25 protein-coding genes and 1 tRNA gene are annotated in these 20,464 nt (G+C 65.0%); 17 read left to right on the plus strand and 9 right to left on the minus strand.

Annotated features, from left to right (window positions below; genetic code table 11):
* Positions 1-22 precede the first annotated feature (22 nt).
* Positions 23-787 (plus strand): DUF899 domain-containing protein, encoded by a 765-nt coding sequence (locus tag OR16_RS11725; protein WP_006158178.1) that lies wholly within the window; start codon positions 23-25, stop codon positions 785-787.
* An 8-nt stretch (positions 788-795) separates the two neighbouring features.
* Positions 796-1,620, plus strand: coding sequence for a DUF2182 domain-containing protein (locus OR16_RS11730; protein ID WP_006158179.1), 825 nt, complete (start codon positions 796-798; stop codon positions 1,618-1,620).
* A gap of 194 nt (positions 1,621-1,814) precedes the next feature.
* Here OR16_RS11730 and OR16_RS11735 read toward each other — a convergent pair whose 3' ends face one another.
* Positions 1,815-2,798 carry an aldo/keto reductase gene (locus OR16_RS11735; protein WP_006158180.1) on the minus strand — a complete coding sequence of 328 codons (984 nt, stop codon included), beginning with the start codon at positions 2,796-2,798 and terminating at the stop codon, positions 1,815-1,817.
* A 325-nt stretch (positions 2,799-3,123) separates the two neighbouring features.
* Here OR16_RS11735 and OR16_RS11740 point away from each other — a divergent pair, with 325 nt between their 5' ends.
* On the plus strand, positions 3,124-3,492 hold the full coding sequence (locus OR16_RS11740; protein ID WP_006158181.1) for a c-type cytochrome: 369 nt from the start codon (positions 3,124-3,126) through the stop codon (positions 3,490-3,492).
* 91 nt (positions 3,493-3,583) lie between these two features.
* Positions 3,584-3,958 carry a hypothetical protein gene (locus tag OR16_RS11745; RefSeq protein ID WP_006158182.1) on the plus strand — a complete coding sequence of 125 codons (375 nt, stop codon included), beginning with the start codon at positions 3,584-3,586 and terminating at the stop codon, positions 3,956-3,958.
* Between the two features lie 54 nt (positions 3,959-4,012).
* On the opposite strand, the gene OR16_RS11750 is transcribed toward OR16_RS11745, so the two are convergent.
* A complete protein-coding gene (locus OR16_RS11750) occupies positions 4,013-4,405 on the minus strand; it encodes a hypothetical protein (RefSeq protein WP_043419388.1) in 393 nt (130 codons plus the stop codon).
* A gap of 188 nt (positions 4,406-4,593) precedes the next feature.
* A tRNA-Leu gene (locus tag OR16_RS11755) sits at positions 4,594-4,680 on the minus strand.
* 336 nt (positions 4,681-5,016) lie between these two features.
* Between OR16_RS11755 and OR16_RS11760 the strand changes: the two genes are divergently transcribed.
* The 5 genes from OR16_RS11760 (at position 5,017) to OR16_RS11780 (ending at position 8,350) form a co-directional block, all read left to right on the plus strand.
* Entirely contained in the window at positions 5,017-5,367 is a 351-nt protein-coding gene (locus tag OR16_RS11760; RefSeq protein ID WP_006158184.1) for a DUF1428 domain-containing protein, read from the plus strand.
* A gap of 221 nt (positions 5,368-5,588) precedes the next feature.
* The gene (locus OR16_RS11765) at positions 5,589-5,861 is read left to right on the plus strand and encodes a hypothetical protein (protein WP_006158185.1); all 273 of its coding nucleotides are present in this window, start codon (positions 5,589-5,591) and stop codon (positions 5,859-5,861) included.
* An 88-nt stretch (positions 5,862-5,949) separates the two neighbouring features.
* Entirely contained in the window at positions 5,950-6,891 is a 942-nt protein-coding gene (locus tag OR16_RS11770; RefSeq protein WP_006158186.1) for a hypothetical protein, read from the plus strand.
* 103 nt (positions 6,892-6,994) lie between these two features.
* Positions 6,995-7,570 (plus strand): TetR/AcrR family transcriptional regulator, encoded by a 576-nt coding sequence (locus OR16_RS11775; RefSeq protein ID WP_043419417.1) that lies wholly within the window; start codon positions 6,995-6,997, stop codon positions 7,568-7,570.
* 84 nt (positions 7,571-7,654) lie between these two features.
* Positions 7,655-8,350: a pentapeptide repeat-containing protein gene (locus tag OR16_RS11780; protein ID WP_006158188.1), complete on the plus strand. Its 696-nt coding sequence runs from the start codon at positions 7,655-7,657 to the stop codon at positions 8,348-8,350.
* A gap of 54 nt (positions 8,351-8,404) precedes the next feature.
* On the opposite strand, the gene OR16_RS11785 is transcribed toward OR16_RS11780, so the two are convergent.
* Both OR16_RS11785 and OR16_RS11790 read right to left on the minus strand, forming a co-directional pair.
* Positions 8,405-8,746: a hypothetical protein gene (locus OR16_RS11785; protein WP_006158189.1), complete on the minus strand. Its 342-nt coding sequence runs from the start codon at positions 8,744-8,746 to the stop codon at positions 8,405-8,407.
* Positions 8,747-8,851: 105 nt separating this feature from the next.
* Positions 8,852-9,292, minus strand: coding sequence for a YciI family protein (locus tag OR16_RS11790; RefSeq protein WP_006158190.1), 441 nt, complete (start codon positions 9,290-9,292; stop codon positions 8,852-8,854).
* 291 nt (positions 9,293-9,583) lie between these two features.
* On the opposite strand from OR16_RS11790, the gene OR16_RS11795 reads away from it, so the two are divergent.
* From OR16_RS11795 to OR16_RS11805, 3 genes are all read left to right on the plus strand, one after another.
* Positions 9,584-10,282: a DUF2076 domain-containing protein gene (locus OR16_RS11795; RefSeq protein WP_043419392.1), complete on the plus strand. Its 699-nt coding sequence runs from the start codon at positions 9,584-9,586 to the stop codon at positions 10,280-10,282.
* A 143-nt stretch (positions 10,283-10,425) separates the two neighbouring features.
* Positions 10,426-11,379 (plus strand): prolyl aminopeptidase, encoded by a 954-nt coding sequence (gene pip / locus OR16_RS11800; protein ID WP_006158192.1) that lies wholly within the window; start codon positions 10,426-10,428, stop codon positions 11,377-11,379.
* 246 nt (positions 11,380-11,625) lie between these two features.
* Positions 11,626-12,006, plus strand: a complete 381-nt coding sequence (locus OR16_RS11805) for a RidA family protein (RefSeq protein ID WP_006158193.1) — start codon at positions 11,626-11,628, stop codon at positions 12,004-12,006.
* 136 nt (positions 12,007-12,142) lie between these two features.
* Here the strand turns inward: OR16_RS11805 and OR16_RS11810 are convergent, their stop codons facing one another.
* The 4 genes from OR16_RS11810 to OR16_RS11825 all read right to left on the minus strand — a co-directional run bounded on the left by OR16_RS11810 (position 12,143) and on the right by OR16_RS11825 (position 16,275).
* Positions 12,143-12,838, minus strand: a complete 696-nt coding sequence (locus OR16_RS11810; protein ID WP_006158194.1) for a dienelactone hydrolase family protein — start codon at positions 12,836-12,838, stop codon at positions 12,143-12,145.
* A 109-nt stretch (positions 12,839-12,947) separates the two neighbouring features.
* Positions 12,948-13,952, minus strand: a complete 1,005-nt coding sequence (locus OR16_RS11815) for a Bug family tripartite tricarboxylate transporter substrate binding protein (RefSeq protein ID WP_006158195.1) — start codon at positions 13,950-13,952, stop codon at positions 12,948-12,950.
* Between the two features lie 28 nt (positions 13,953-13,980).
* Positions 13,981-15,390 (minus strand): amidase family protein, encoded by a 1,410-nt coding sequence (locus tag OR16_RS11820; RefSeq protein ID WP_006158196.1) that lies wholly within the window; start codon positions 15,388-15,390, stop codon positions 13,981-13,983.
* A 108-nt stretch (positions 15,391-15,498) separates the two neighbouring features.
* Entirely contained in the window at positions 15,499-16,275 is a 777-nt protein-coding gene (locus OR16_RS11825; protein WP_006158197.1) for a FadR/GntR family transcriptional regulator, read from the minus strand.
* Between the two features lie 357 nt (positions 16,276-16,632).
* On the opposite strand from OR16_RS11825, the gene OR16_RS11830 reads away from it, so the two are divergent.
* From OR16_RS11830 to OR16_RS11845, 5 genes are all read left to right on the plus strand, one after another.
* Positions 16,633-17,778, plus strand: coding sequence for a GGDEF domain-containing protein (locus tag OR16_RS11830; RefSeq protein WP_006158198.1), 1,146 nt, complete (start codon positions 16,633-16,635; stop codon positions 17,776-17,778).
* 193 nt (positions 17,779-17,971) lie between these two features.
* On the plus strand, positions 17,972-18,484 hold the full coding sequence (locus OR16_RS11835; protein ID WP_006158199.1) for a DUF6622 family protein: 513 nt from the start codon (positions 17,972-17,974) through the stop codon (positions 18,482-18,484).
* A 79-nt stretch (positions 18,485-18,563) separates the two neighbouring features.
* Positions 18,564-19,091 carry a sterol desaturase family protein gene (locus tag OR16_RS11840; protein ID WP_006158200.1) on the plus strand — a complete coding sequence of 176 codons (528 nt, stop codon included), beginning with the start codon at positions 18,564-18,566 and terminating at the stop codon, positions 19,089-19,091.
* Positions 19,058-19,342 carry a hypothetical protein gene (locus OR16_RS47670; protein ID WP_337459828.1) on the plus strand — a complete coding sequence of 95 codons (285 nt, stop codon included), beginning with the start codon at positions 19,058-19,060 and terminating at the stop codon, positions 19,340-19,342. Before OR16_RS11840 ends, OR16_RS47670 begins: the two co-directional genes overlap by 34 nt.
* Positions 19,335-20,450, plus strand: coding sequence for a sensor histidine kinase (locus OR16_RS11845; protein WP_237717031.1), 1,116 nt, complete (start codon positions 19,335-19,337; stop codon positions 20,448-20,450). Before OR16_RS47670 ends, OR16_RS11845 begins: the two co-directional genes overlap by 8 nt.
* Positions 20,451-20,464 lie beyond the last annotated feature (14 nt).

The following is a 20,464-nucleotide window of genomic DNA, read 5'->3' on the forward strand; positions in this document are numbered from 1 at the left end:
ACACCCGACGGAGGAAAGCATGATGACGCAACACATGACCGCGACACGCGAACAATGGCTGGCAGCGCGGCTCGAGCTGCTTGAGGCGGAGAAAGACCTGACGCGGCGCAGCGACGAACTCGCACGGCGGCGGCAGGCGCTGCCGTGGGTCCGGGTCGACAAGGCGTACCGGTTCGAGACCGACGAAGGCAGCGCCTCGCTGGCCGACCTCTTCAGAGGGCGCTCGCAACTCCTTGTCTACCACTTCATGTTCGGGCCCGACTACAAGGCGGGGTGCCCGTCCTGCTCGGCGATCGCGGACGGGTTCGACGGCATCGTCGTCCACCTGGCGAACCACGACGTCACGCTTGCGGCGGTGTCACGCGCGCCGCTGGCGAAGCTGCAGGCGTACAAGCGGCGGATGGGGTGGACGTTCCCCTGGGCGTCCTCGCTCGGCAGCGACTTCAACTTCGATGCCAACGTCTCGTTCACCGAGGCGCAACAGCGCGACGGGGCCGTCGAATACAACTACAAGCGCGGCGGCCACGCAATGGACGCAACGCCGGCACCGGAGCCCGTCGCCCAATTCGCAGCCACCTGCGGCACCGACGCGTCCACCTACTCGCGCGATCGGCCGGGCCTGAGCACGTTCGTGCTTGAGGACGGCGTCGTCTACCACACCTATTCCACCTATGCGCGCGGCGTGGACGGGCTCTGGGGCATGTACCAATGGCTCGACCGCGCCCCCAAGGGGCGCAACGAAACGGGCATCTGGTGGCGCCGCCACGACGAGTACAACACGCGCTGAGCCAGGCCATGGGCAACGCTGGCGCGACCGGGGTACGGGAGGCTGCGCGAGGCATCGCCTCCGAGCGCGCCTTGCTGGGCCTCTCGGCGCTGCTCTTCTCCGCCTGCGCTGCGGTGACGATCGTCTGGTCCGCGTCCATGTCGGCAATGAGCGGGATGCCGATGCCCGGCGGCTGGACGATGTCGATGGCGTGGATGCGGATGTGCGGGCAGACGTGGGCCGGCGTTGCGGCGTCGTTCCTCGGCATGTGGGTAGCGATGATGGTGGCGATGATGCTGCCATCCCTGGTGCCCATGCTGTGGCGCTACCGCCAGGCGGTCGGCGGGACAGGCCGGGTGCGCCTGGGCCGGCTGACCGCGCTGGTGGGCGTGGGGTACTTCGTGGTGTGGACCGCGTTCGGCATGGCGGCCTTCGCCCTAGGCGCCGCGCTGGCGGCGCTCGAGATACAACAGCCGGCGCTGGCGCGCGCCGTTCCGATGGCGGCCGGAATAGTGGTCCTGATCGCTGGCGCGCTCCAGTTCACCGCGTGGAAGGCGCATCGCCTTGCCTGCTGCCGGGAGGCACCGGGGCACAGCCGCGGGTTGCCGGCGGACGCCGGCACCGCCTGGCGGCATGGCCTGCGCCTCGGCCTCTACTGCAACTACAGCTGCGCCGGCCTGACGGCGATCCTCCTCGCAGTCGGGGTCATGGACCTGCGCGTGATGGCTGCCGTGACAGCAGCCATCACCGTCGAACGTCTGGCACCGGATGGCGCGCGCGCCGCGCGAGCCATCGGCGCCGTCGCCGTCGGGGTGGGGTGGTTCCTGATCGCGCGAGCCGCCGGGCTCGGATGAAATGGGCCGCCCGTCCTGGTCAAGGCATCGTCCAAGCCGTTGCATGTTGAGGCACCAGAAGCTGTGCGCAAAGCAGGCTGCCGATGCCCATCAGCCCGCCCCACCCCGTCCATGCGCTGGCAGCCAGCAGCATGCCGAACAGGACCAGCCCGATGGCGATCGGCAGTGCTGGTACCGGGCAACATTGCGCTGGCTTAGCGGTCGACGCGTTGCTGCAGGTGGGCAGGATAGCGATCGCCCACCACCGTGATCTGTCGAAGTGCTGCTTCGATGGCGGACAGGTCGCTAGCCGAGAGTTCGAGCGCGGCCGCACCGACGTTCTCTTCCAGCCGATGCAGCTTGGTGGTGCCCGGAATCGGCACGATCCACGGCTTCCGCGCATGCAGCCAGGCGAGCGCAACCTGCGCCCGGGTGGCATCCTTGCCCTCGGCGATCTTGCCAAGCACCTCGACCAGGGCAGCATTGGCCTTGCGGTTTTCCTCGGAGAAACGCGGCACGATGTTGCGGAAATCGGTCTTGTCGAACGAGGTGCTCGCGTCGATCGCGCCGGTCAGGAAGCCCTTGCCCAGCGGACTGAACGGCACGAAGCCGATGCCGAGCTCTTCCAGTGTTGGCAGCACCGTCTCCTCCGGCTCGCGCCACCACAGCGAATACTCGCTCTGCAGCGCCGCCACCGGTTGCACGGCGTGCGCACGGCGGATCGACTGCGCACCCGCTTCGGACATCCCGAAGTGCTTGACCTTGCCTTCGCGGATCAGATCCTTGACGGCACCAGCCACGTCCTCCACCGGCACGGCGGGATCAACGCGATGCTGGTAGAACAGGTCGATGCGATCAGTCTTGAGGCGCTTGAGCGAAGCCTCGGCAACGGCGCGGATGCGCTCTGGCCGGCTGTCGAGGCCCTTGGTCGCGTCACCGTCCCGGAAGCCAAACTTGGTAGCGATCACCACCTGGTCGCGAAACGGCGCTAGCGCCTCGCCGAGGAGTTCCTCGTTGGCAAACGGGCCATAGGCCTCCGCGGTATCGAAGAAGGTGACGCCCCGCTCGAAGGCGGACCGGATCAGTTTGATGCCCTCGGATGTCTCGGTGGCCGGGCCGTAACCAAAGCTCAGGCCCATACAGCCCAGGCCGATCGCCGACACTTCGAGGCCACTGTTTCCCAATTTACGCTTTTGCATGCTCTTTCTCCTTGAGACAAGTCGGTTTCAGACGGTTCGCCGGCCTTCTATGCCGGAGCCGGCCCCGGTGACAAGCGCGACTTTGTCTTCGGAATAGTGATCCATCGCCGCCTCGCCTTGAACGTTCAGCCAGGTGAGATGATAGGCAGGCACCGTCTATGGAAAAAGCCCAGGAAGCCGCAAGCCTCTATGAACTGTGCTCATGAATAGCCGATCTCAGGAACGCCCGCATCTGGGCTCGGTACTGCGCTGGGGCGGAGCTCGGCTCTACGCGCTGGCCTCGGCGAATATAATGCCGGGCTGCTTCCCTGCTCCGCATCCGCCCATGAAGAAATCCGTATTGTTGACCCTGGCGCTGGCCATGCACCCGGCCGCGCAGGCTGCCGGCGACGCGCAGGCCGGCAAGGCGGTATTCACCTCGAAGTGTGCGTCCTGTCACAGCGTGGGCCCCTCGGCACGCGCCGCGTTTGGTCCCCAGCTCAATGGGATCTTCGGCAGGGTCGCCGGCGCAACGACCGACTACAAGTACTCCCCCGAGATAAAAAAGTCGGGCGTCGTGTGGTCTGAGAAAACCTTGAGCGCGTTTATCGCGTCGCCCGGCAAGGTTGTGCCCGGCACCAAGATGCGCTTCTGGGGGATCAGCAACGAGCGGCAGATCGCGGACCTGCTGGCCTACCTGCATACGTACCCGTAGCGAGCGCTTCAGAAAATTTCAAACGCGCCGTAACCGATAGAATAGGTGCAGGTGCCACATGGCGCCCCCACAGATCTGATCCGGAGTTGGCATGGAACCCCTCTCATTCGAGTTTGTCACCGTCGAGGAAGCGAGGCTGATCCTGGATGGCGCCGTGCCCACGGAAGGCAAGCCTGACTGGGCCGGCATGCGGCAACCGGTATCCGCGCAAGCCGAATCGCTCTCGGCCGCCGCGCTCAAATGGCTGGCCATGCTGCCGCCACAGGCGCGCCCCCTGGAGCTGTGCCGTACCTATCCGCGCATCGGCAACCAGCTGGCTGCGCTCTGGGCCAACCCAGCCGCGCTTTCAGACTTCCTGGCCGACTTGCTGATCGACAAGCGCGGCGGGCGGCAGGGGTTTCCCGGCGGCATCGCGCTTGAACTATCGCAACTGCAGGAACACATTCTGCGCACGATGGAGCCGTAACGGCATCACGGCATAGCGGCGTAGCGGCGTAGCGGCAGGGATGCGGCGCCCAGCTTAGTGCGCTCTTCCCGGCGTGCAGTTCTCCACCATGCCGGCGATGCGGCTGGCGCTCATCACGGGGTGCCATTCCCCGGAGCTGCGGATCTCGACATCGGTGCCTTCGGTAGCGCGGCGCAAGCTGATCAGGTGGAAGAACTTGTATTCATCCGCGTCGGCACGCCCGACCCGGATATCGACCTTGCCCGGTTCCGGGTACGCGATCACGGTGGCGTCGTCACCTAGCCGCTGCTTCAGGCACAGCACCAGGTCGCCTACGCTGGCCTTGGATTCCACGCGCTTGGGATCCATCGCCTGAATGGAATTTGCGGTAACGCCGCCCGAACAGGCCGACAGCAATTGCACAGCCATCGCGACAACCAGCAACACGCGTACCCGACCTTTTGACATTCCCGTTCCTTGGCTAGATGAGTCGGGTGATGTTACATCAAGTGAATTCGGATGACGTTGCTCGCGCCGCGCGAAGCACAACGCCGTGGTCGCATAACGCAGTGGTGGCATATCGCGGTGAGGCCAGAACGCGGTGGGGCCACAAAAACAAAAGGCCTGCACGGATGCAGGCCTTTTGCTTTCAATCTTGGTGCCCAGGAGAGGACTCGAACCTCCACAGTGTTGCCACCGCTAGGACCTGAACCTAGTGCGTCTACCAATTTCGCCACCTGGGCTAGGTGAGGTGGCGAATTCTACCCAACGTAACGAAATTTGCAAGTGCTGGCCGCAAGGAATTGGAAGAAAAGTACAAGGCTCCCCGAACCCTGCCCGTTGCGGCTCCCGCTCGTGTCCATCCCGTTCGGGGAAATATGCAAGCAACAAAGGATGGCACTCATTGGCCACATCGAGTGCCACGGCTGGCCGGTGCCGACCGCCCCCCTTCCGGTTTCGCGTATTTTTTTCTAGCATGCCTCCCATACCGTGTCGATTTCGGCGGCTCCCGTTCGTCGTCCCCATGACGGCGCGCGTCAGGCTCGCCGCTTCGCAGGCAATCCCAAAGGAGATCGGACATGCATTACATCGATGGATTTGTTGTCGCCGTGCCAACCGCCAAGCGCGACATCTACCGCGCGCACGCCGAGGCCGCCGCAGTGGTGTTCAAGGATCACGGCGCGCTTGGGCTGGTCGAGTGCTGGGGCGACGACGTGCCCGAGGGCAAGCTCACCTCGTTCCCAATGGCCGTCAAGCTGGAGAAGGACGAAACCGTGGTGTTCTCCTGGATCACCTGGCCATCGCGCAAGGCCCGGGACGAAGGCATGAAGGCCGCGATGGAAGACCCGCGCCTGCACAGCCAGGGGCCGATGCCGTTCGACGGCAAGCGGATGATCTTTGGCGGCTTTGAGATGATCGTCAACGCTTAGCGGCTTGATGGCAGTGGGCGGCTGACCTTGCCCGGGGCTTGCGGGCAAGGTTCGCTTTGGCTACTCACGGCAATTCAAACGGTTTATTTCACCGGAACAATCTTTCTAATTCACTTTCTCCGGCTCTGCGGCGAAAGTGGTGTCTGCAGGAATCCCGGTCGCCAAGACGCGATGCCAACAGACAAAGAAGGATCGAACGTGAAGATGAGACTGACCGCCGCTTGCATTTGCGCCGCCGCCCTGTCCATGGCGGGCGCCGCCCATTCGCAGCCGGCCGCCACGCCCTCCGGTGGCGCACCTACACGCTCAACAATCTCACGGCGAAGACGGGCGGCGATGGGGCGATCACGGTGCAGTTCGGCGGCTGCGAGGCGCAGGCAGCCAACAGCCTGCCGATCGTCCCGGGCTGGAACTACACCGTGCGGCTGTACCGCCCTCGCGCCGAGATCCTGAGCGGCGCCTGGACGTTTCCAGAACCTCAACCTGTCAATTGAGCTAAGCTGGTCGCTGGCAAGCTAGCCGACCAGAGACCGAACAATGCCCAGGCACAACCCAGCGCTGCATCGTAGCCAGAGGGCCCCCATGACGCCGCGGCAGCGGCGGCTTCTTATCGTTGGCGCGCTACTGCTGCTGGCCGCGCTAGGCTGGGCGCTGACAATCGTGCTCAAGCCCGCTATCCAGCGCACGATCGTCATCACAACCGGGGCGGACAAGGGTATCTATCTCGGCTTTGCCGAGCGCTACGCCCCTATCCTGAAGCGCGATGGCATCGCGCTGGATATCCGCAGCTCTTCCGGGTCGGTCGAGAACTATGAGCGGCTGAAGGATCCGGACAGCGAATACGAAGCGGGCTTTACCCAGGCCGATGCCCTCGTGCAGAAATTCCCATCTCTGTCCAAGATTGTTTTTCCGCGCGCCTCCACCAGCATCGTCAACGATCTTCCGCAAGCCGATGTCACGCTGCTGGCCGCCACGGCCCTGCTCGTATCCAAGGACACCCTGCACCCTGCACTGGTCTACCTGCTACTGGAAGCAGCCAGATCCGTCCACGGCGGCGATGATTACTTCACGCCGCTCGGCACGTTTCCCAATCTGAATACCAGCGAATTTCCCGTTTCGGACGAAAGCACGCGCTACTTCAAATCAGGCCGTCCCTTCCTGCAGCGCTACCTTCCGTTCTGGCTGGCCAGCTTTATCGAAAGGCGCCTGCTGATCCTGCTCCCCTTCATGGCCTTGCTGTTGGGCTTGTTGCAGGCACTGCCGCGCATGGCGCGGGCACGGATAAAAAACCGGCTCGTGGTCTGGTATCGGGAGATCAAGGCGCTGGAAGATGAAATATGGACGAACGCGCAGCCAACGCCCAGCCAGATTGCGCAATGGCGCGATGAGATCGAGAACATCGATGCGCATGCCAGCCGGATACGGATTCCGGATCGCTATTTTGAGGATGTCTACGCGCTCAAGCAGGCGATTGGCGTGGTACGGGACCGGATTGCGCAGGCGGCGGCGAAGGTGAAGGCGTAGCTGCGGATACGCCGGCAAGCCCTTTGGATCCGTCTCAGACCGCATTTTCTGGCCGATCGCCGTGGCAATGCTAGAATAATCAATCCATCCGGCTGGATTGATCATGTCCACAGCAAGCAAGCGCCCCAAGAACCCCGACCTGATCCGAGCCCAGTGCCTGTCCGTGATGCGGGACCTGCTGGTCTCCCAAGGCCCTGAGTCGGTGACGCTCGACCAGGTGGCACAACGCGCCGGCGTGACCAAAGGCGGGTTGCAGTATCACTACCGCAGCAAAAATGCCCTGCTCGAAGCGCTGAGAGACCAGCTCTTCGAGGAGTTCGACAAGGACTACCAACGCGCGCTGTCCGCCGAAGACGATCGTCCCGGCAAGCATGCCCGCGCCTACATCAAGACGTGTTTCGACGAGACGGCTTCCAACAACGCGATCGGAACGCAGCGTGCTATCGCCATGCTGGCCTTGACGCTCCCCTCGTGCCGCCAGACATGGAGCGAACGCATGACGGATGCCCTCTCGCATGACCTCCCCGGCACCGCTGCCGAAGACCAGCTCCTTCTCTGCCGGCTGGCCGGAGACGGCATGTGGTTTGCGGAAATGTTCGAGGTCTACCATGTGGACGGGACACGCAAGGCGCGCCTGCTGGCCTTGTTGCTGGACATGTGCGACAGGGCCACCGCCTGAACAGACTTGACCGACCGAACAATCCAAGCGAACCAACAGACCGAACAGACCCGGAGCGTTGCCGACGCTCCTACAGCGAACTCCATGCCCGCCCCCACTCCCTGCACCATCAGCAACACCACGCTCTCGCGTGACGCCATCATCGAGATTCTTGCGCAACGTCCCGCTCAACTCCGGTTCGAGCAATGCGCCTTTGACGACCAAGACCTGAGCGGGCTGGATTTTTCGTCCGTGGAATTCCTGATGTGCACATTTGCCGGTGCGCAGCTAAAAAGGGCGAAGCTCGTCGAGTCGAAGTGGATGCGCAGCAAGGCCGCCGGGGCCGACTTCACGCTGGCCGATGCCACGGAAGCGCGCTTCTGCAGCAGCGACCTGAACAACACGCAATGGGACCGCTCGCGGCTGGCCAGCGCCATCTTCACGGAAACCAAGCTGACCGGCGCGCGGTTCCGCGAAGCCGCCACCCTGGGCCTGGTGTTCCACAACACCCTGCTGGTCGGCTGCGACCTGCGTGGCCTGTCGTTCCGCAAGCAGCGCCTTGAGCAGCTCGACCTGTCCGATGCCGACCTCGCCGGCTGCGATTTCCGGGACGCCCTGTTCGACGGCGGCAGCCTGCATGGCGCCAACCTGAAGCAAGCCCGCTTCGATGGCGCGGACCTCCGCCTGGCCGAACTTGGCGGACTCAACCTCATAACCGCCGCGGCATCATTCAAGGGCGCCATCATCTCCGTGGCACAAGCCGCGGAAATTGTCGGGCAAGCCGGTATCCGCGTGAGCTGAATGGCTCCGCGTCCGAGACGCGAAGCACGACGTGATCCAGGCCTTGGTACGGCCTCACCCCCGGCGTACCGCGGTCACCTTGCCGTCCTTGACGTCCAGCGTGCGGCGCTGCGGGTTGTAGTCCATGGTGCCGGGCATCTGCTGGCCTTCCCGGTCACCGAATCGCCAGGCGCAGCCGTTGAGCAAGGCGACGGCATTGGCCTCGGTTTTGCCGATCAGGGCTTCGTCGCCAAGCTTGTCCGCCTGGCAACCCTGCGGCGTGCCGCGGCCGCCCTGCGGGCCCGGGTTGGGCACCGCACTGGCGGGGGGCTGGGCGGCGCATCCCGCCATGAGCGTTGCGAACACGATCGCGCCCGCCGAGACATGGCGGGCCCATGTGCGTTGCTGTTCTGGCATCCGATTCCCTGGTGGTGAGGTGGAAAAAGTCGAGTTTAGAGCAGAAAGGCGCCGCCAGAGCGCCTTGGTGCGCATGCCTCAATACTGCCTTGACCTGGCCTTGGCTCAGCCTTGGCTCCTCTTCGCGGTGGCTTGTGCCTCGGCCCACAGGCGCTCTTCCTGGGCCCGCAGCTCAGGCGTGAGTTCGGCACCGAAATCGTCGAGCTCGAACAGCGGGCGAATCTCGATCTCGGAGTCGCCTTCCATGGGGTTGGGGCAGCGCTTGACCCATTCGACGGCTTCTTCCATGGACTTGACTTGCCACAGCCAGAACCCGGCGACCACCTCCTTGGTCTCCGCGAACGGTCCGTCGACCACGGACCGCCGGCTGCCAGAAAATTGCACCCGCTTGCCTTTGGCACTCGGGTGCAAGCCCTCGCCCGCGAGCATCACGCCTGCCTTGACGAGTTCCTCATTGAAGTTGCCCATAGCGGTAAGCAGCTCCGTGCTGGGCATCTTGCCGGCTTCCGACTCGTTCGTAGCCTTAATCATCACCATGACACGCATCGTCTTCTCTCCTTGAGTGGATGTTGCAAGCCGCACGCCCCGACGCCGGATCAGGCTAGGCACGCGGCTCTGATACTACGACGAATCAGGCTACCGGAAATCGACACTGCTCTTGGAATATTTGACGAAGGCGAGCCCGCCAGGCGCGAATCGGCGCGATGCCGGGCAATCACACCCGGGCGCGTTTCTTTAAGTCTCGCTTAAGACTCGGCCCGTAGACTGCGATCACTGTGCTCGATGTGATCAATGTGATCACTGCCATCACACAAGACAACCCGGATAGGAGCTGCCATGACCCCCCAAGAGATGCAAGCACTGGAAGGCTTCCTGACCCAGCTCACACAGGCCAGGGCCGGCGCCAAAGACCCCCAGGCCGAGGCCGCCATCGCCGATGCGCTCGCCAGGCAGCCGGATGCCGCCTACCTGCTGGTCCAGCGCGCCATGATGCTTGACCATGCGCTGGCGGCAACAAAGGCGCAGGTTGCCACACTGCAGAGCCAGTTGCAGACGGCGCAGGCCAACGGCGCCAATCGCTTCCTCGACCCGGAAAACGCCTGGGGAAACAGTGCCAACCGCATGGCGCCCAGCCCCGTCATGGCGCAGCCGATGAACGCGCCAGTCACCATGCCGCAGCCAGTCCAAGCAGTCCAGGCCGCGCCAGCGCAGCCGGCCCGGCCCGGCTTCTTGAGCGGCGGCCTGGGCAGCACGCTGGGTGGCATCGCCACGACTGCGGCCGGCGTTGCCGGAGGCGCATTCCTGTTCCAAGGCATCGAGAGCATGTTCCATCGCAATGGCAGCGGCAATGGCGCAAGCGGCTTCCTGGGACAGCCAGCCGCGGGTGCGCTACCGACGGAGACGGTCGTCAACAACTACTACGGCAAGGACGAGCCCTCTCCCCTGGGCTCGCCGGACGCGGCATTGGATAACGGCCTCCTGGATGACGGGTCGGGCAATGACGACTTCCTGAGTGACGACACCTGGAACGCCTAGCGCGTCAGGGGGCTTGCCAGGCAGGCATGTCAGCGGCCTGGCAAGCCCCACCGATCTGATTGCGCTTCGGCACCCTGGGTAGGATGACGCGAGCAACGGCGATACACTCTTGCACTACGCCAAGCATCCTGGAAACCCGATCCATGCCGCAACCTCGCTCGCTCTACCCCGCCATCGACCCTTACGAAACCGGCACGCTGGATGTCGGCGACGGCCACGTGGTCTACTACGAACGCGTTGGCACACCCGGCGCCAAGCCGGCAGTGTTCCTGCATGGGGGTCCCGGCGGCGGCATATCGGCCGATCACCGCCGCCTGTTCGATCCGGCGCGCTACGACGTCATGCTGTTCGACCAGCGCGGCTGCGGCCGCTCCACGCCCCACGCGGGGCTAGAGGCCAATACCACGTGGCACCTGGTGGACGATATCGAGCGCCTGCGCAAGCTCGCCAAGGTGGAGCGCTGGCTGGTCTTCGGCGGCTCCTGGGGCTCCACGCTTGCGCTTGCCTATGCGCAGAAACACCCCGAGCGAACCAGCGAACTGGTGCTACGCGGGGTCTATACCGCGTCGCAGGCGGAACTGAACTGGTACTACCAGTACGGCGTATCCGAGGTGTTCCCCGAGAAATGGGCCCGCTTCCAGGCACCCATACCGCAAGCCGAGCGCGGCAACATGATGGCCGCCTACCGCAAGGTGCTGACCGGCACCGATACGGCAAAGCAGCTGGAGGCGGCGCGCGCGTGGAGCGTGTGGGAGGGGGAGACCATCACCTTGCTGCCGGACGCGGCCAACAGCGCCAAGCATGACGACGGCCATTTCGCGCTGGCGTTCGCGCGGCTGGAGAACCACTACTTCACGCACCTCGCCTGGCTGGAAGACGGCCAGTTGCTGCGCGACGCGCACCGCCTTGCCGGCATCCCCGGCGTGATCGTGCACGGCCGCTACGACATGCCCTGCCCGGCGCGTTACGCCTATGCGCTGCATCAGGCGTGGCCGGATTCGGATCTGCATCTGATCGAAGGGGCCGGCCATGCCTGGACCGAGCCGGGCATCATGGATCAGCTGATTGCCGCCACGGATCGGTTTGCGGCGGCGTAGTCGTCCGGCCTATGCGGCATAGCGTCAGGGCCGTCAATCCATGCCAGTTCGAACCGCCCGAGGCACCCGATCGAGGGGACCGCCAAGGGCTGCGGACAGCCCCCGCAAGCGAGATTTCCAGCAACCTGCGTTTGGGGTCTTGAACACCCATGTCCTAGACTGGAAGACCGCATCGCCGCCACCTGGCTACGCAGTGGCCGGCGGATGGCAATGCGGCATGCCAAGCTCTCACAGACAGGGTGCAATATGGAATTCCTGAACTCCGGCAAGGTGCTCCCCGCAGGGTTGCCCTTCTCCGAAGCGGTGCGCATTGGAGACCTGTTCTATCTCTCCGGGCAAATGGGGATCGTCCCCGGCACCACCCGCCTGGTGCCAGGCGGCATCCGCGAAGAAGCCCGGCAGACGCTGATGAACATGCGTATCACGCTGGAAGCACATGGCCTGTCGCTAAGGCATGTGGCCAAATGCACCATCTTCCTGGCCGACATCAGCGAATGGCAGGCATTCAACGAGGTGTACAAGGACTTCTTCCAGGCGCCTTACCCGGCGCGCAGCGCGCTTGGCGCGAACGGATTGGCGCTTGGCGGCAGGGTGGAGGTGGAGTGCGTCGCGGTGTTCAGCCCATGAGTTGTTGTCTCTGGGCGGGTGTGTGGCCAGGCGCGGCCACGCTGGCCATGGACGTGGGCACTTGGCAATCGCCGCGCCCACGTCCACGCGATCTTCCGTAAAGTCCATTTCCGAGAACGCCTTGATGCAATCGTAGTTACTGCATGGCCTGGAAAAAGGCTAGCGTGCGCGCGTTGGCGGCCTTGGCTGCATCGGCGTTGTAATGCACGCCATCGTTGCGCGCGAAGGCGTGCATGCAGCCGGGGTAGGTGTGGATTTCCACCTTGGGGCGGCCGCGCATGGCCTCGATGATGGTGGCGCGCGCTTCCGGCGGCACGAATTCATCGTCTTCGGCGATGTGCATCAGCAGGGGCGCTGTCTGCTTGCTCGCTTCCGCCAGGTGCTTGTCGATGCCGACGCCGTAGTAAGACACAGCGGCATCGGCGTTGGTGCGCGTCGCGGTCAGGAACGCCAGCAGGCCGCCCAGGCAGTAGCCGACCGTGCCTACTCCGCCGGTCACGCCCTGCTGTTTGCGTGCGGTCTGAATGGTGGCATCGAGATCTGCCACGCCCTTGTCGACGTCGAACGCGCTATAGAGCGCCAGCGCCTTTTTCCATTCGACCTCGGTCTTGTCGGTCAGCTCCACATTGGGTTCTTGCCGCCAGTAGAGGTCGGGGCAGATCGCGACGAAGCCCTGGCTGGCGAAGTCGTCGCATGTCTGCCGCATGTCCGCGTTGATGCCGAATATCTCCTGGATCACGACGATGGCGGTGCCGCGTGCGTTGGCCGATGGCGTGGCCAGATAGGCAGCGAAGCTGCCGCCGGCCACGTCGATGGTGATGCGCTTGCCCATGGAATGCCTCCCTTGCCTTGGTATGCCCGATGTACCAGGGTACTGTTATAGGCGATATCGCGGGAGACGACAGACCAACATGCGCGCGCCGGGAATCCGCGCGCCCCCCTCAATCTCCCTTGAACCCCGATGCCTTGATCACCGGCGTCCAGCGCGCGGCAAGCGCGTTCGAATACCTGGCGACCTCATCCGGCGCACTACCCGACAGCAGGTCATATCCCGTGCGCCCCAGCTTCTCGCGAACGTCCGGCATGGCAAGGATCTTGCGCACAGCATCGCCCCACTGCGCGGCCACGTCGGGCGAGGTGCCCGTGCGCACGTACAGCAGGTAGCGGGACGAGGTCACCAGGTTTGGAAATCCGGATTCCGCGAACGTGGGCACATTGGGCAGCGCATCGGCGCGCTTGTCGCCGGCCACCGCCAGCACGCGGAGCTTGCCGGCGCGGTGGTACTCCATGAAGGTGGTGGTCGCGTCCATGCCGGCGGAGATCTGGTTGCCCATCAGGTCGGTGACAAGGGCCCCGCCGCCGCGATAGGGCACCAGCGTGCTGCCCGTGTGGGACTGGCCAACGAATTCCACCGCGAGAAAATGCAGCAGCGTGCCAACGGTGCTGATCCCGATGGAATGCTCGGCGGGACGGGCCTTGGCCGCCTGCACGAATTCGGCCAGTGTCTTGATCGGCGAACTGGCATTGACCGCCAGCCCGAACTGAACGCCAGCCACGTCGGTGACCGCCTTGAAATCGGTGGCGGCGTTAAAGCGCATGTTGTTGTAGATCAGCGGCCCGATGAACATCGGATCCACCGGCGCCAGCAGTACCGAGTTGCCGTCGGCGGGCGCGTTCTTCAGTACTTCGGCCGCCACGCGGGTGCCGGCGCCAGGACGGTTGTCGACGATGACGGTGCGGCCCATCACGTCCTTGAGTTTCTCCGCCAGCAAGCGTCCCATGAAATCGGCTGGCCCGCCCGCCGGGAACGGCACGATGATGCGGGAGACGGACTGGCCCCATGCTGCGCGCGAAATCAAGGTACCGCTACACAGGACGGCTGCGGTACCAGCCAGCATGGCCCGGCGCGAGAGCCGCACGGCGGCGTTAGGGTTATGGTCGTTCATAGGATGCTCCTGGTTTGTTTGCGGGGGATTACCGGGCGGTGAATGGGGTGAAGTGCGCTGCGTCTTCGATGTGCTGGCCGGCTTGGAGCAGCAGGTCTTCCCTGAAGCGCCAGGCCATCAACTGCACGCCAACGGGAATTGCGCCGGCCATGCCCGTGGGTACCGAGAGCCCCGGCATGCCGAGCATGGCTGTGGCAAGCAGCGGGCTCTGGGCGTCGAGCAGCGCATGCGTTTGCTCCAGCGTGCCGGCGTCCGCGTCTTGCGCGCAGGGGCGCTGCCAGGACACCGGCATCAGCACCAGCGGATAGTGGTGCAGAAAGACCGACCAGTTGCGCGCCAGCGCCTGGCGCCGCGCCAATGCATCGAGAAAGCCGTCGCGGCTCGTTTCTGCCATGCCCTCGATCATGTTGCGCTGGCTGCGCCGCATGGCTTCGTCGCCGTGTTGTTCCACGCCGGCGATGATGTTGCGGCGGCTGTCGTCGGTGATCAGCGTGCGCCATAGCGCGGCGGCTTCGAGGAAATCGGGCAAGGCGGCTTCTTCCACCGCGTAGCCGGCTTGCTGCAACCATTGGGCGGCGCTGTCCAGTGCGTGGCTCACCGCCGCATCGACGGGAATACCCGGGCAATGCTTGAAGAGCGCCACGCGGATCGGGCCCGCTGGTGGCGGCAGCGCCAACGGCGCCGGCACCCACGCTGGGTCGCGCGCGTCGTAGCGCGCCATGGCGTGATAGCCGAGCCGCAGGTCGGCCATGCTGCGGGCCATGGCACCCTGCACCGACATCAGTTGGGGCGTGATGCCGCGCTCGGCGCTGGCGCTGGGGTTGTACGCGGGCACGCGGCCCACGGTTGGCCGCAAGCCGGGCACGCCACAAGCGTAGGCCGGATAGCGGATGGAGCCGCCGATGTCGTTGCCATGGGCAAGCGCCCCCATGCCGCAAGCCACCGCGGCAGCGGCGCCGCCACTGGAGCCGCCGGGGGTGATATCCGGATCCCAGGGGTTGAGCGTGCGGCCGTGCAGGCCGTTGTCCGTGAACCAGCGCGACGAGTAGGTGGCCGTGTTGCTGCGTCCGACAATGATGGCGCCGGCATTGCGCCAGTGCGCCACCACCGGCGCGTCTTCGCGCGCGATGTTGTCTTTGAGCGGAATCACGCCGTTGGTGGTGGCGTGTCCGGCCTGATCCACATTGATCTTGATCGTGACCGGCACACCGTGAAGCGGGCCAAGCTGCGCGCCGCTCGCGACCAGCCGGTCAGCCGCATCGGCACTCGCCAGCGCTTGCCCGGCCAGCACTTCTGCCAGCGCGTTGATGCGCGGGTTGAGCTGTTCGATGCGTGCGAGCGCGCTGGCGGTGGCCTCGCGGCAGGAAATGTCGCGGCGGCGCACGGCGGCGGCAATGTCGACGGCACTCCAGCGCCACAGCGTTTCGGGGGTATTCACGTTGAGACTCCAGGATTTCAGGGCAAAAACGGCCCCGCCCCCGGTGCAAAGCGGGAGTACGGCGAGGCGGATGGTGGATGCCGGCGGGCGGACCCGCGCGGCGGTGGCTTAGTCGCTAGGGCTCATCAGCAGGCTTCCCCGGTCGACGCGTGATTCGGCCTCAAGGGCCAGGGCTTCGGCGTGCTCCATATGCTCCTGCATGAGCGCGCGCGCACGGTCGGCATCGCGCGCGCGAAAGGCGTCCATCAGGCCAGTGTGGCTGTGGATGATTTCGTCGTCGAAACGCCCGAAGCTGTCCTGCGCATTGCGCACGACGATCACGCGGCGAATGATGTCGTTGAGCAGGCGGCAGAACAACGCCAGCATGGGGCTGCTGCAAGCATCGGTCAGCTGGTCGTGAAACAGCAGGTCAGCTTCGCGCCGCTCGTTCCAGTCCGCGCTGCCGCCAAGGGCCGGATGGCTCAGGCCGATCAGCGCATCGAGCTCGGCCAGGTCAGCGTCGGTCAGGCGCAGTGCCACGTTGGCAGCCAGCTCGGGCTCCACCGCGCGACGCAAGGCGTACAGCGTGGCGATATCGACCGGCTGGAAGTACAGGAAGTTGGAGACGGCCTCCAGGCAACGATCATACGAGGGCTGCGCCAGCGTGGCGCCGCCGTTGGGCCCGGTGCTGACGGTGACCAGCCCCTGCACCTGCAAGGCGGACAGCGCCTCGCGCACGGTCCCGCGCGCCACGCCCATCTGTTCGATAAGGGCCGCCTCCTGCGGCAGCTTGTTCCCTACCTTCTGCTGGGTCTGCACGATCCAGCGCTTGATGTCGATGACCACCTGGTCGGAGCGCTTCACGCGCTTGGTGCCCGAGATTTGTGGCTTGGGATCCTTGGACATCGCTTGCAGCCTATTTATGATCATAATTATCAGGATTATGATCGGATGGATGATTCTTCCAATACGGGTATTCCCTGTTCGCACATTGCATCGCGGTCTTTGTTCGCCGAGCGCTGCCCGACGTATTGGTTACGAACCAGATCGCGTATGCTTTTCCCTGCCTGGCGCGGGAAGGTCCTGCGTCCGTAGTTTCCCTAGTGCACCGCCCCTGCGGGGGGATTGCCGATCTCCATGTGCCATGGCTAGATGTGCAGGGTGCAAACCCAGCCCGAACGAGCACACTCACATGAGCGCATTTCCTGCAGTATCCCGACCGGTCAATGACTACGGTCAATCCTGTATCTCCACGGCTGATCCATGCTGAACCTGGACCTGCGCTCCCTGTCGGCGATGACGGGGTTGATCAATATCGCCCTGGGCATCGTCCTGCTGACCTTTCGCCGCGCCTATCCTGCCTCCATCAAAGGGTTGCTACCCTGGGCGCTGGCACCGCTGCTTTGCGCGCTTTCCACCGCCTTCTATGCGATGGACGGGCAGTGGCCGGCCGTGCTCGTCGCACTTGGCGGCAACGCGCTGCTGCTGTCGGGCTGCGCACTGTTCTACTTCGGCAGCCAGCGCTTCTACGGGGTGCCCTGCACCTGGAAATCCTGGCTCGCCCTGGGCATTGCCTGCCTGGCTGGCATCACCTGGTTCCTGCTGGTCCATCCCGACTACCGGATCCGCGTACTGCTGCTTACCTCGGTGCTAGCGGCGATATGCCTGACCCATGCGCGACTGACCTGGCAGCAGGGCCGGGGTTTCGCGCCGCGCTTCATGGCCGTTGTCCTTGCTTTCCAGGGGCTGGCCCTGCTGATGCGGGCCGCGACGACGGTGTTCCAGGATGCCGTCGATACTTCGCGGTTTTCCCCTTCGGCGATTCAGACCACGTACATTGCCGCGTTTTGTCTCGCGTCGCTGTTCGTCTGCCTTGGACTGCTTTTGACCGTGAGCGAGCGGTTACGCGCGCAGTTCGAGTACCTGGCGCAACGCGATGACCTGACGGGAGTACTGAGCCGCCGGGCAGTGCTGCACGCGGGTAGTAGTGAACTGAAGAACCGGCGCGGCGGCGGCCAGCCACTGTCGTTGCTGCTGATGGATATCGACCACTTCAAGCGCATCAACGACCAGCACGGACACATGGTGGGTGACCGCGTGCTGGCGCGTTTCGCACAAATCGTAGGCCGGGCACTACGCCACACGGACTATCTCGGCCGTTTTGGCGGCGAAGAGTTTGTCGTGTTGCTGCCGCGTACCGGCATGGAGGCTGCGCTTGCCATGGCCGAGGACGTGCGGCAGGCAGTGGAGCAGCAATCGGCCATCGCGGGGCAGCCCGCCTGCACGGCAAGCCTGGGGTTGGCCAGCATCGAGGCCGGAGAAGCGACCCTTGACGAACTGCTGGCGCGGGCCGATTCGGCGCTGTATCGCGCCAAGGCTGAAGGGCGCAACCGTGTTGAGGCAGGATAAACCGGGGCTCCCTCAAATAAATAGAACTGCGCGTGCGCGAGACCAACAAGCAATCACGCGATGGTGACTCGCCCCGCACCGCCTGCACTTCGCGACACCATCCGGCGTTTCATCGCAGTGACCTGCACAGCGCGCGGGCGTACGCCGAACATAGGCACCATCGCGTTTGCCCTGACAAAACTGGAAGCCCCCCATGCTCACCGGAATCCTCCACCACACGCCCCTCTGGGTCTGGACCTTGCTCGCGGGGCTGATCGCTCTGGGCCTTGCGCAAACCGTCCCCAGGCGGATGGCTCCGGCACGTGCCACGGGCGTGCCCATCGCCATGGCGGTGGTCTCGCTGGGCGGCGTCGTCTCGGTCTTCTCGCCGCAGCCGCTCGCGCTGCTTGGATGGGGAATCGGCGTGGCTGTCGCACTGGCGCTAGCCAACGCCATTGGCGCGTGGCAGGGCATTCGCTGGCTGGAGGCAGATCGCAGCCTGATGGTGCCCGGCAGCTGGGTGCCGCTGGCGTTGATCCTCTGCCTGTTTGTCACCCGCTTTGCCGTGAGCGTTGCCCTGGCCGTGAGCCCCGGCGTACTGTGGCATGGCAGCGTCGCGATGCCGATCGGCTTTATCTACGGTGCCGTTAGCGGTATCTTTCTTTCACGCAGCCTGGTCACCTGGAGCCTGACCAGGCAGGCGCTGCCCGGCAGCGTGCCGGGCTAATCACTTGGACCGCCGCTGACGGCATGCAAGCCATGGCAGCTGGCAACCGCTGCCCCGAATCCCACCCAGGCCTGCAGTCATGAACTCACTTGAGAAGTTTCAGCTGTTTATCGCGGTCCCGTCGGTACTGGCGTTCGCCTTGATCGAGGCCATCATCCTGTCGCGCCGCCAGCGCTACGACTGGCGGGCCTTCGGGGTGTCGGCGCTGGATCTGGTGGCGCGCATTGCGGTGGGGATCGCCTTGCCGCTGTCGATCGCGGCGCCGCTGGTGCGCCTCGCCTTCGAGCACCGCTTGATGACGATCCATCCCGTTGGCTGGATCGCGTTGCCGCTGCTCTTTATCGGCCAGGAATTCTGCTACTACTGGTATCACCGCGCGGCGCACAGGGTGCGGTGGTTCTGGAGCAACCATGCGGTGCACCACTCGCCGAGCCAGCTGAACCTGTCGGCTGCGTTTCGCATCGGGGTTCTCGGCAAGCTGACCGGCACGGCGCTGTTCTTTGTGCCGCTGGCGTGGATTGGCTTTGCGCCACGGATCGTGGTTGCGGTGTTGTCGACTATGGCGGTGTGCTGGTGGTGTTCGATCGCCTGTTTGGCACCTACGTGAAGGAGCGCGATGACCTGCCCTGCCGGTATGGGCTTGTGCATCCGATCGAGAGCGCGAATCCGTTGCGGATCGAGTTCACGCAGTGGCTCCACCTGGCGCGCGACCTGGCCGGGGCACGCAGCTTGCGCGCGTTCCTTGGATACCTGTTCATGCCGCCGGGCTGGACCCCGCATGGCGCAGGGAGTACCACGGCGGAGCTGCGCGCGCGGCATCCGCAGGCCGACCTGCCGCGAGTGATTGCCGGTGGCTGATCTCCAGCCCCAGCGCATCATGCGTTATCCCGCTAGAGAACTGGCCTGGCTGTGGCGCGAACTACGGATCGGCGTGCCGGTGGCATTCGGCGTCGCCAGCTTCTTCGCCATCATGTTGCGCGAGCCATTCGGCAGGAGCCTGGCCTATTCCCTCTGCATCACGATGACGATCCAGGTCCTGGTGGAGGTGGGCCGCTATGGCCTGTTGCGCGGGCTGCCCGATACGTCGGCAGGTGCGGCTCCCGGCGCGCCCGCTACGCCGCGGCGCTGGCCGGACTGGAAGTGGATGTCTGCGTGGATCGTGGTGTCGGGTGTGGCGGGCTATTTTGGCGGGCATGCGATTGGCGATGTGCTGACCGGCGGCCATGGCACGCTGTCGGAATTGATGGGCAATCCGCGCGGCTTGCTGCTGAGCATGACGGTGGTGCTGGTGCTCTCGCTGGGCATCTCCTACTTCCACTATGTGCGCGGCCGCATCGCGGCCGCGGAGGCGCGCGCGCAGGCGGCCATGCGCAGCGCCGCGGAGAATCAGCTGCGCTTGCTGGAGTCGCAGCTGGAGCCGCACATGCTGTTCAATACGCTGGGCAACCTGCGCGTGATGATCGGGCAGGATCCCCAGCGCGCGCAGGTGATGCTGAACCAGGTGATCTCGTTCCTGCGCGCCACGCTGCAGGCCTCGCGCTCCGGCCCGCATCCGCTGTCATGCGAGTTCGATCGCATCGCGGATTACCTGGCGTTGATGCAGGTGCGCATGGGCGCGCGGCTGCAGATCGAGCTCGACCTGCCGGCCGGCCTGGCCAACCTGCCAGTGCCCCCGCTGCTGCTGCAACCCTTGGTGGAGAACGCCATCAAGCACGGGCTGGAGCCCATCGTCGCGGGTGGCTGGATCAAGGTGACGGCGCGCCGCGAAGGCGGCACGCTGGTGCTCGGCGTGCGCGACACCGGGGTGGGCTTGAGCGAGCTGCCGCCCGGCTCGGATTGCTTTGGCACGGCGCAGGTGCGCGAGCGGCTCGCCCAACTCTATGGCAAAGCGGCGAGCTTCCAGCTGCTGGCCGCCGGCGACAACGACGGCGGCACGCTGGCCGTCGTGCGCCTTCCCCTATCCTGATTGACTGCCGCGCA

Origin of the sequence: Cupriavidus basilensis OR16 (assembly GCF_000243095.1) — a bacterium.
GTDB lineage: Bacteria > Pseudomonadota > Gammaproteobacteria > Burkholderiales > Burkholderiaceae > Cupriavidus > Cupriavidus basilensis_D.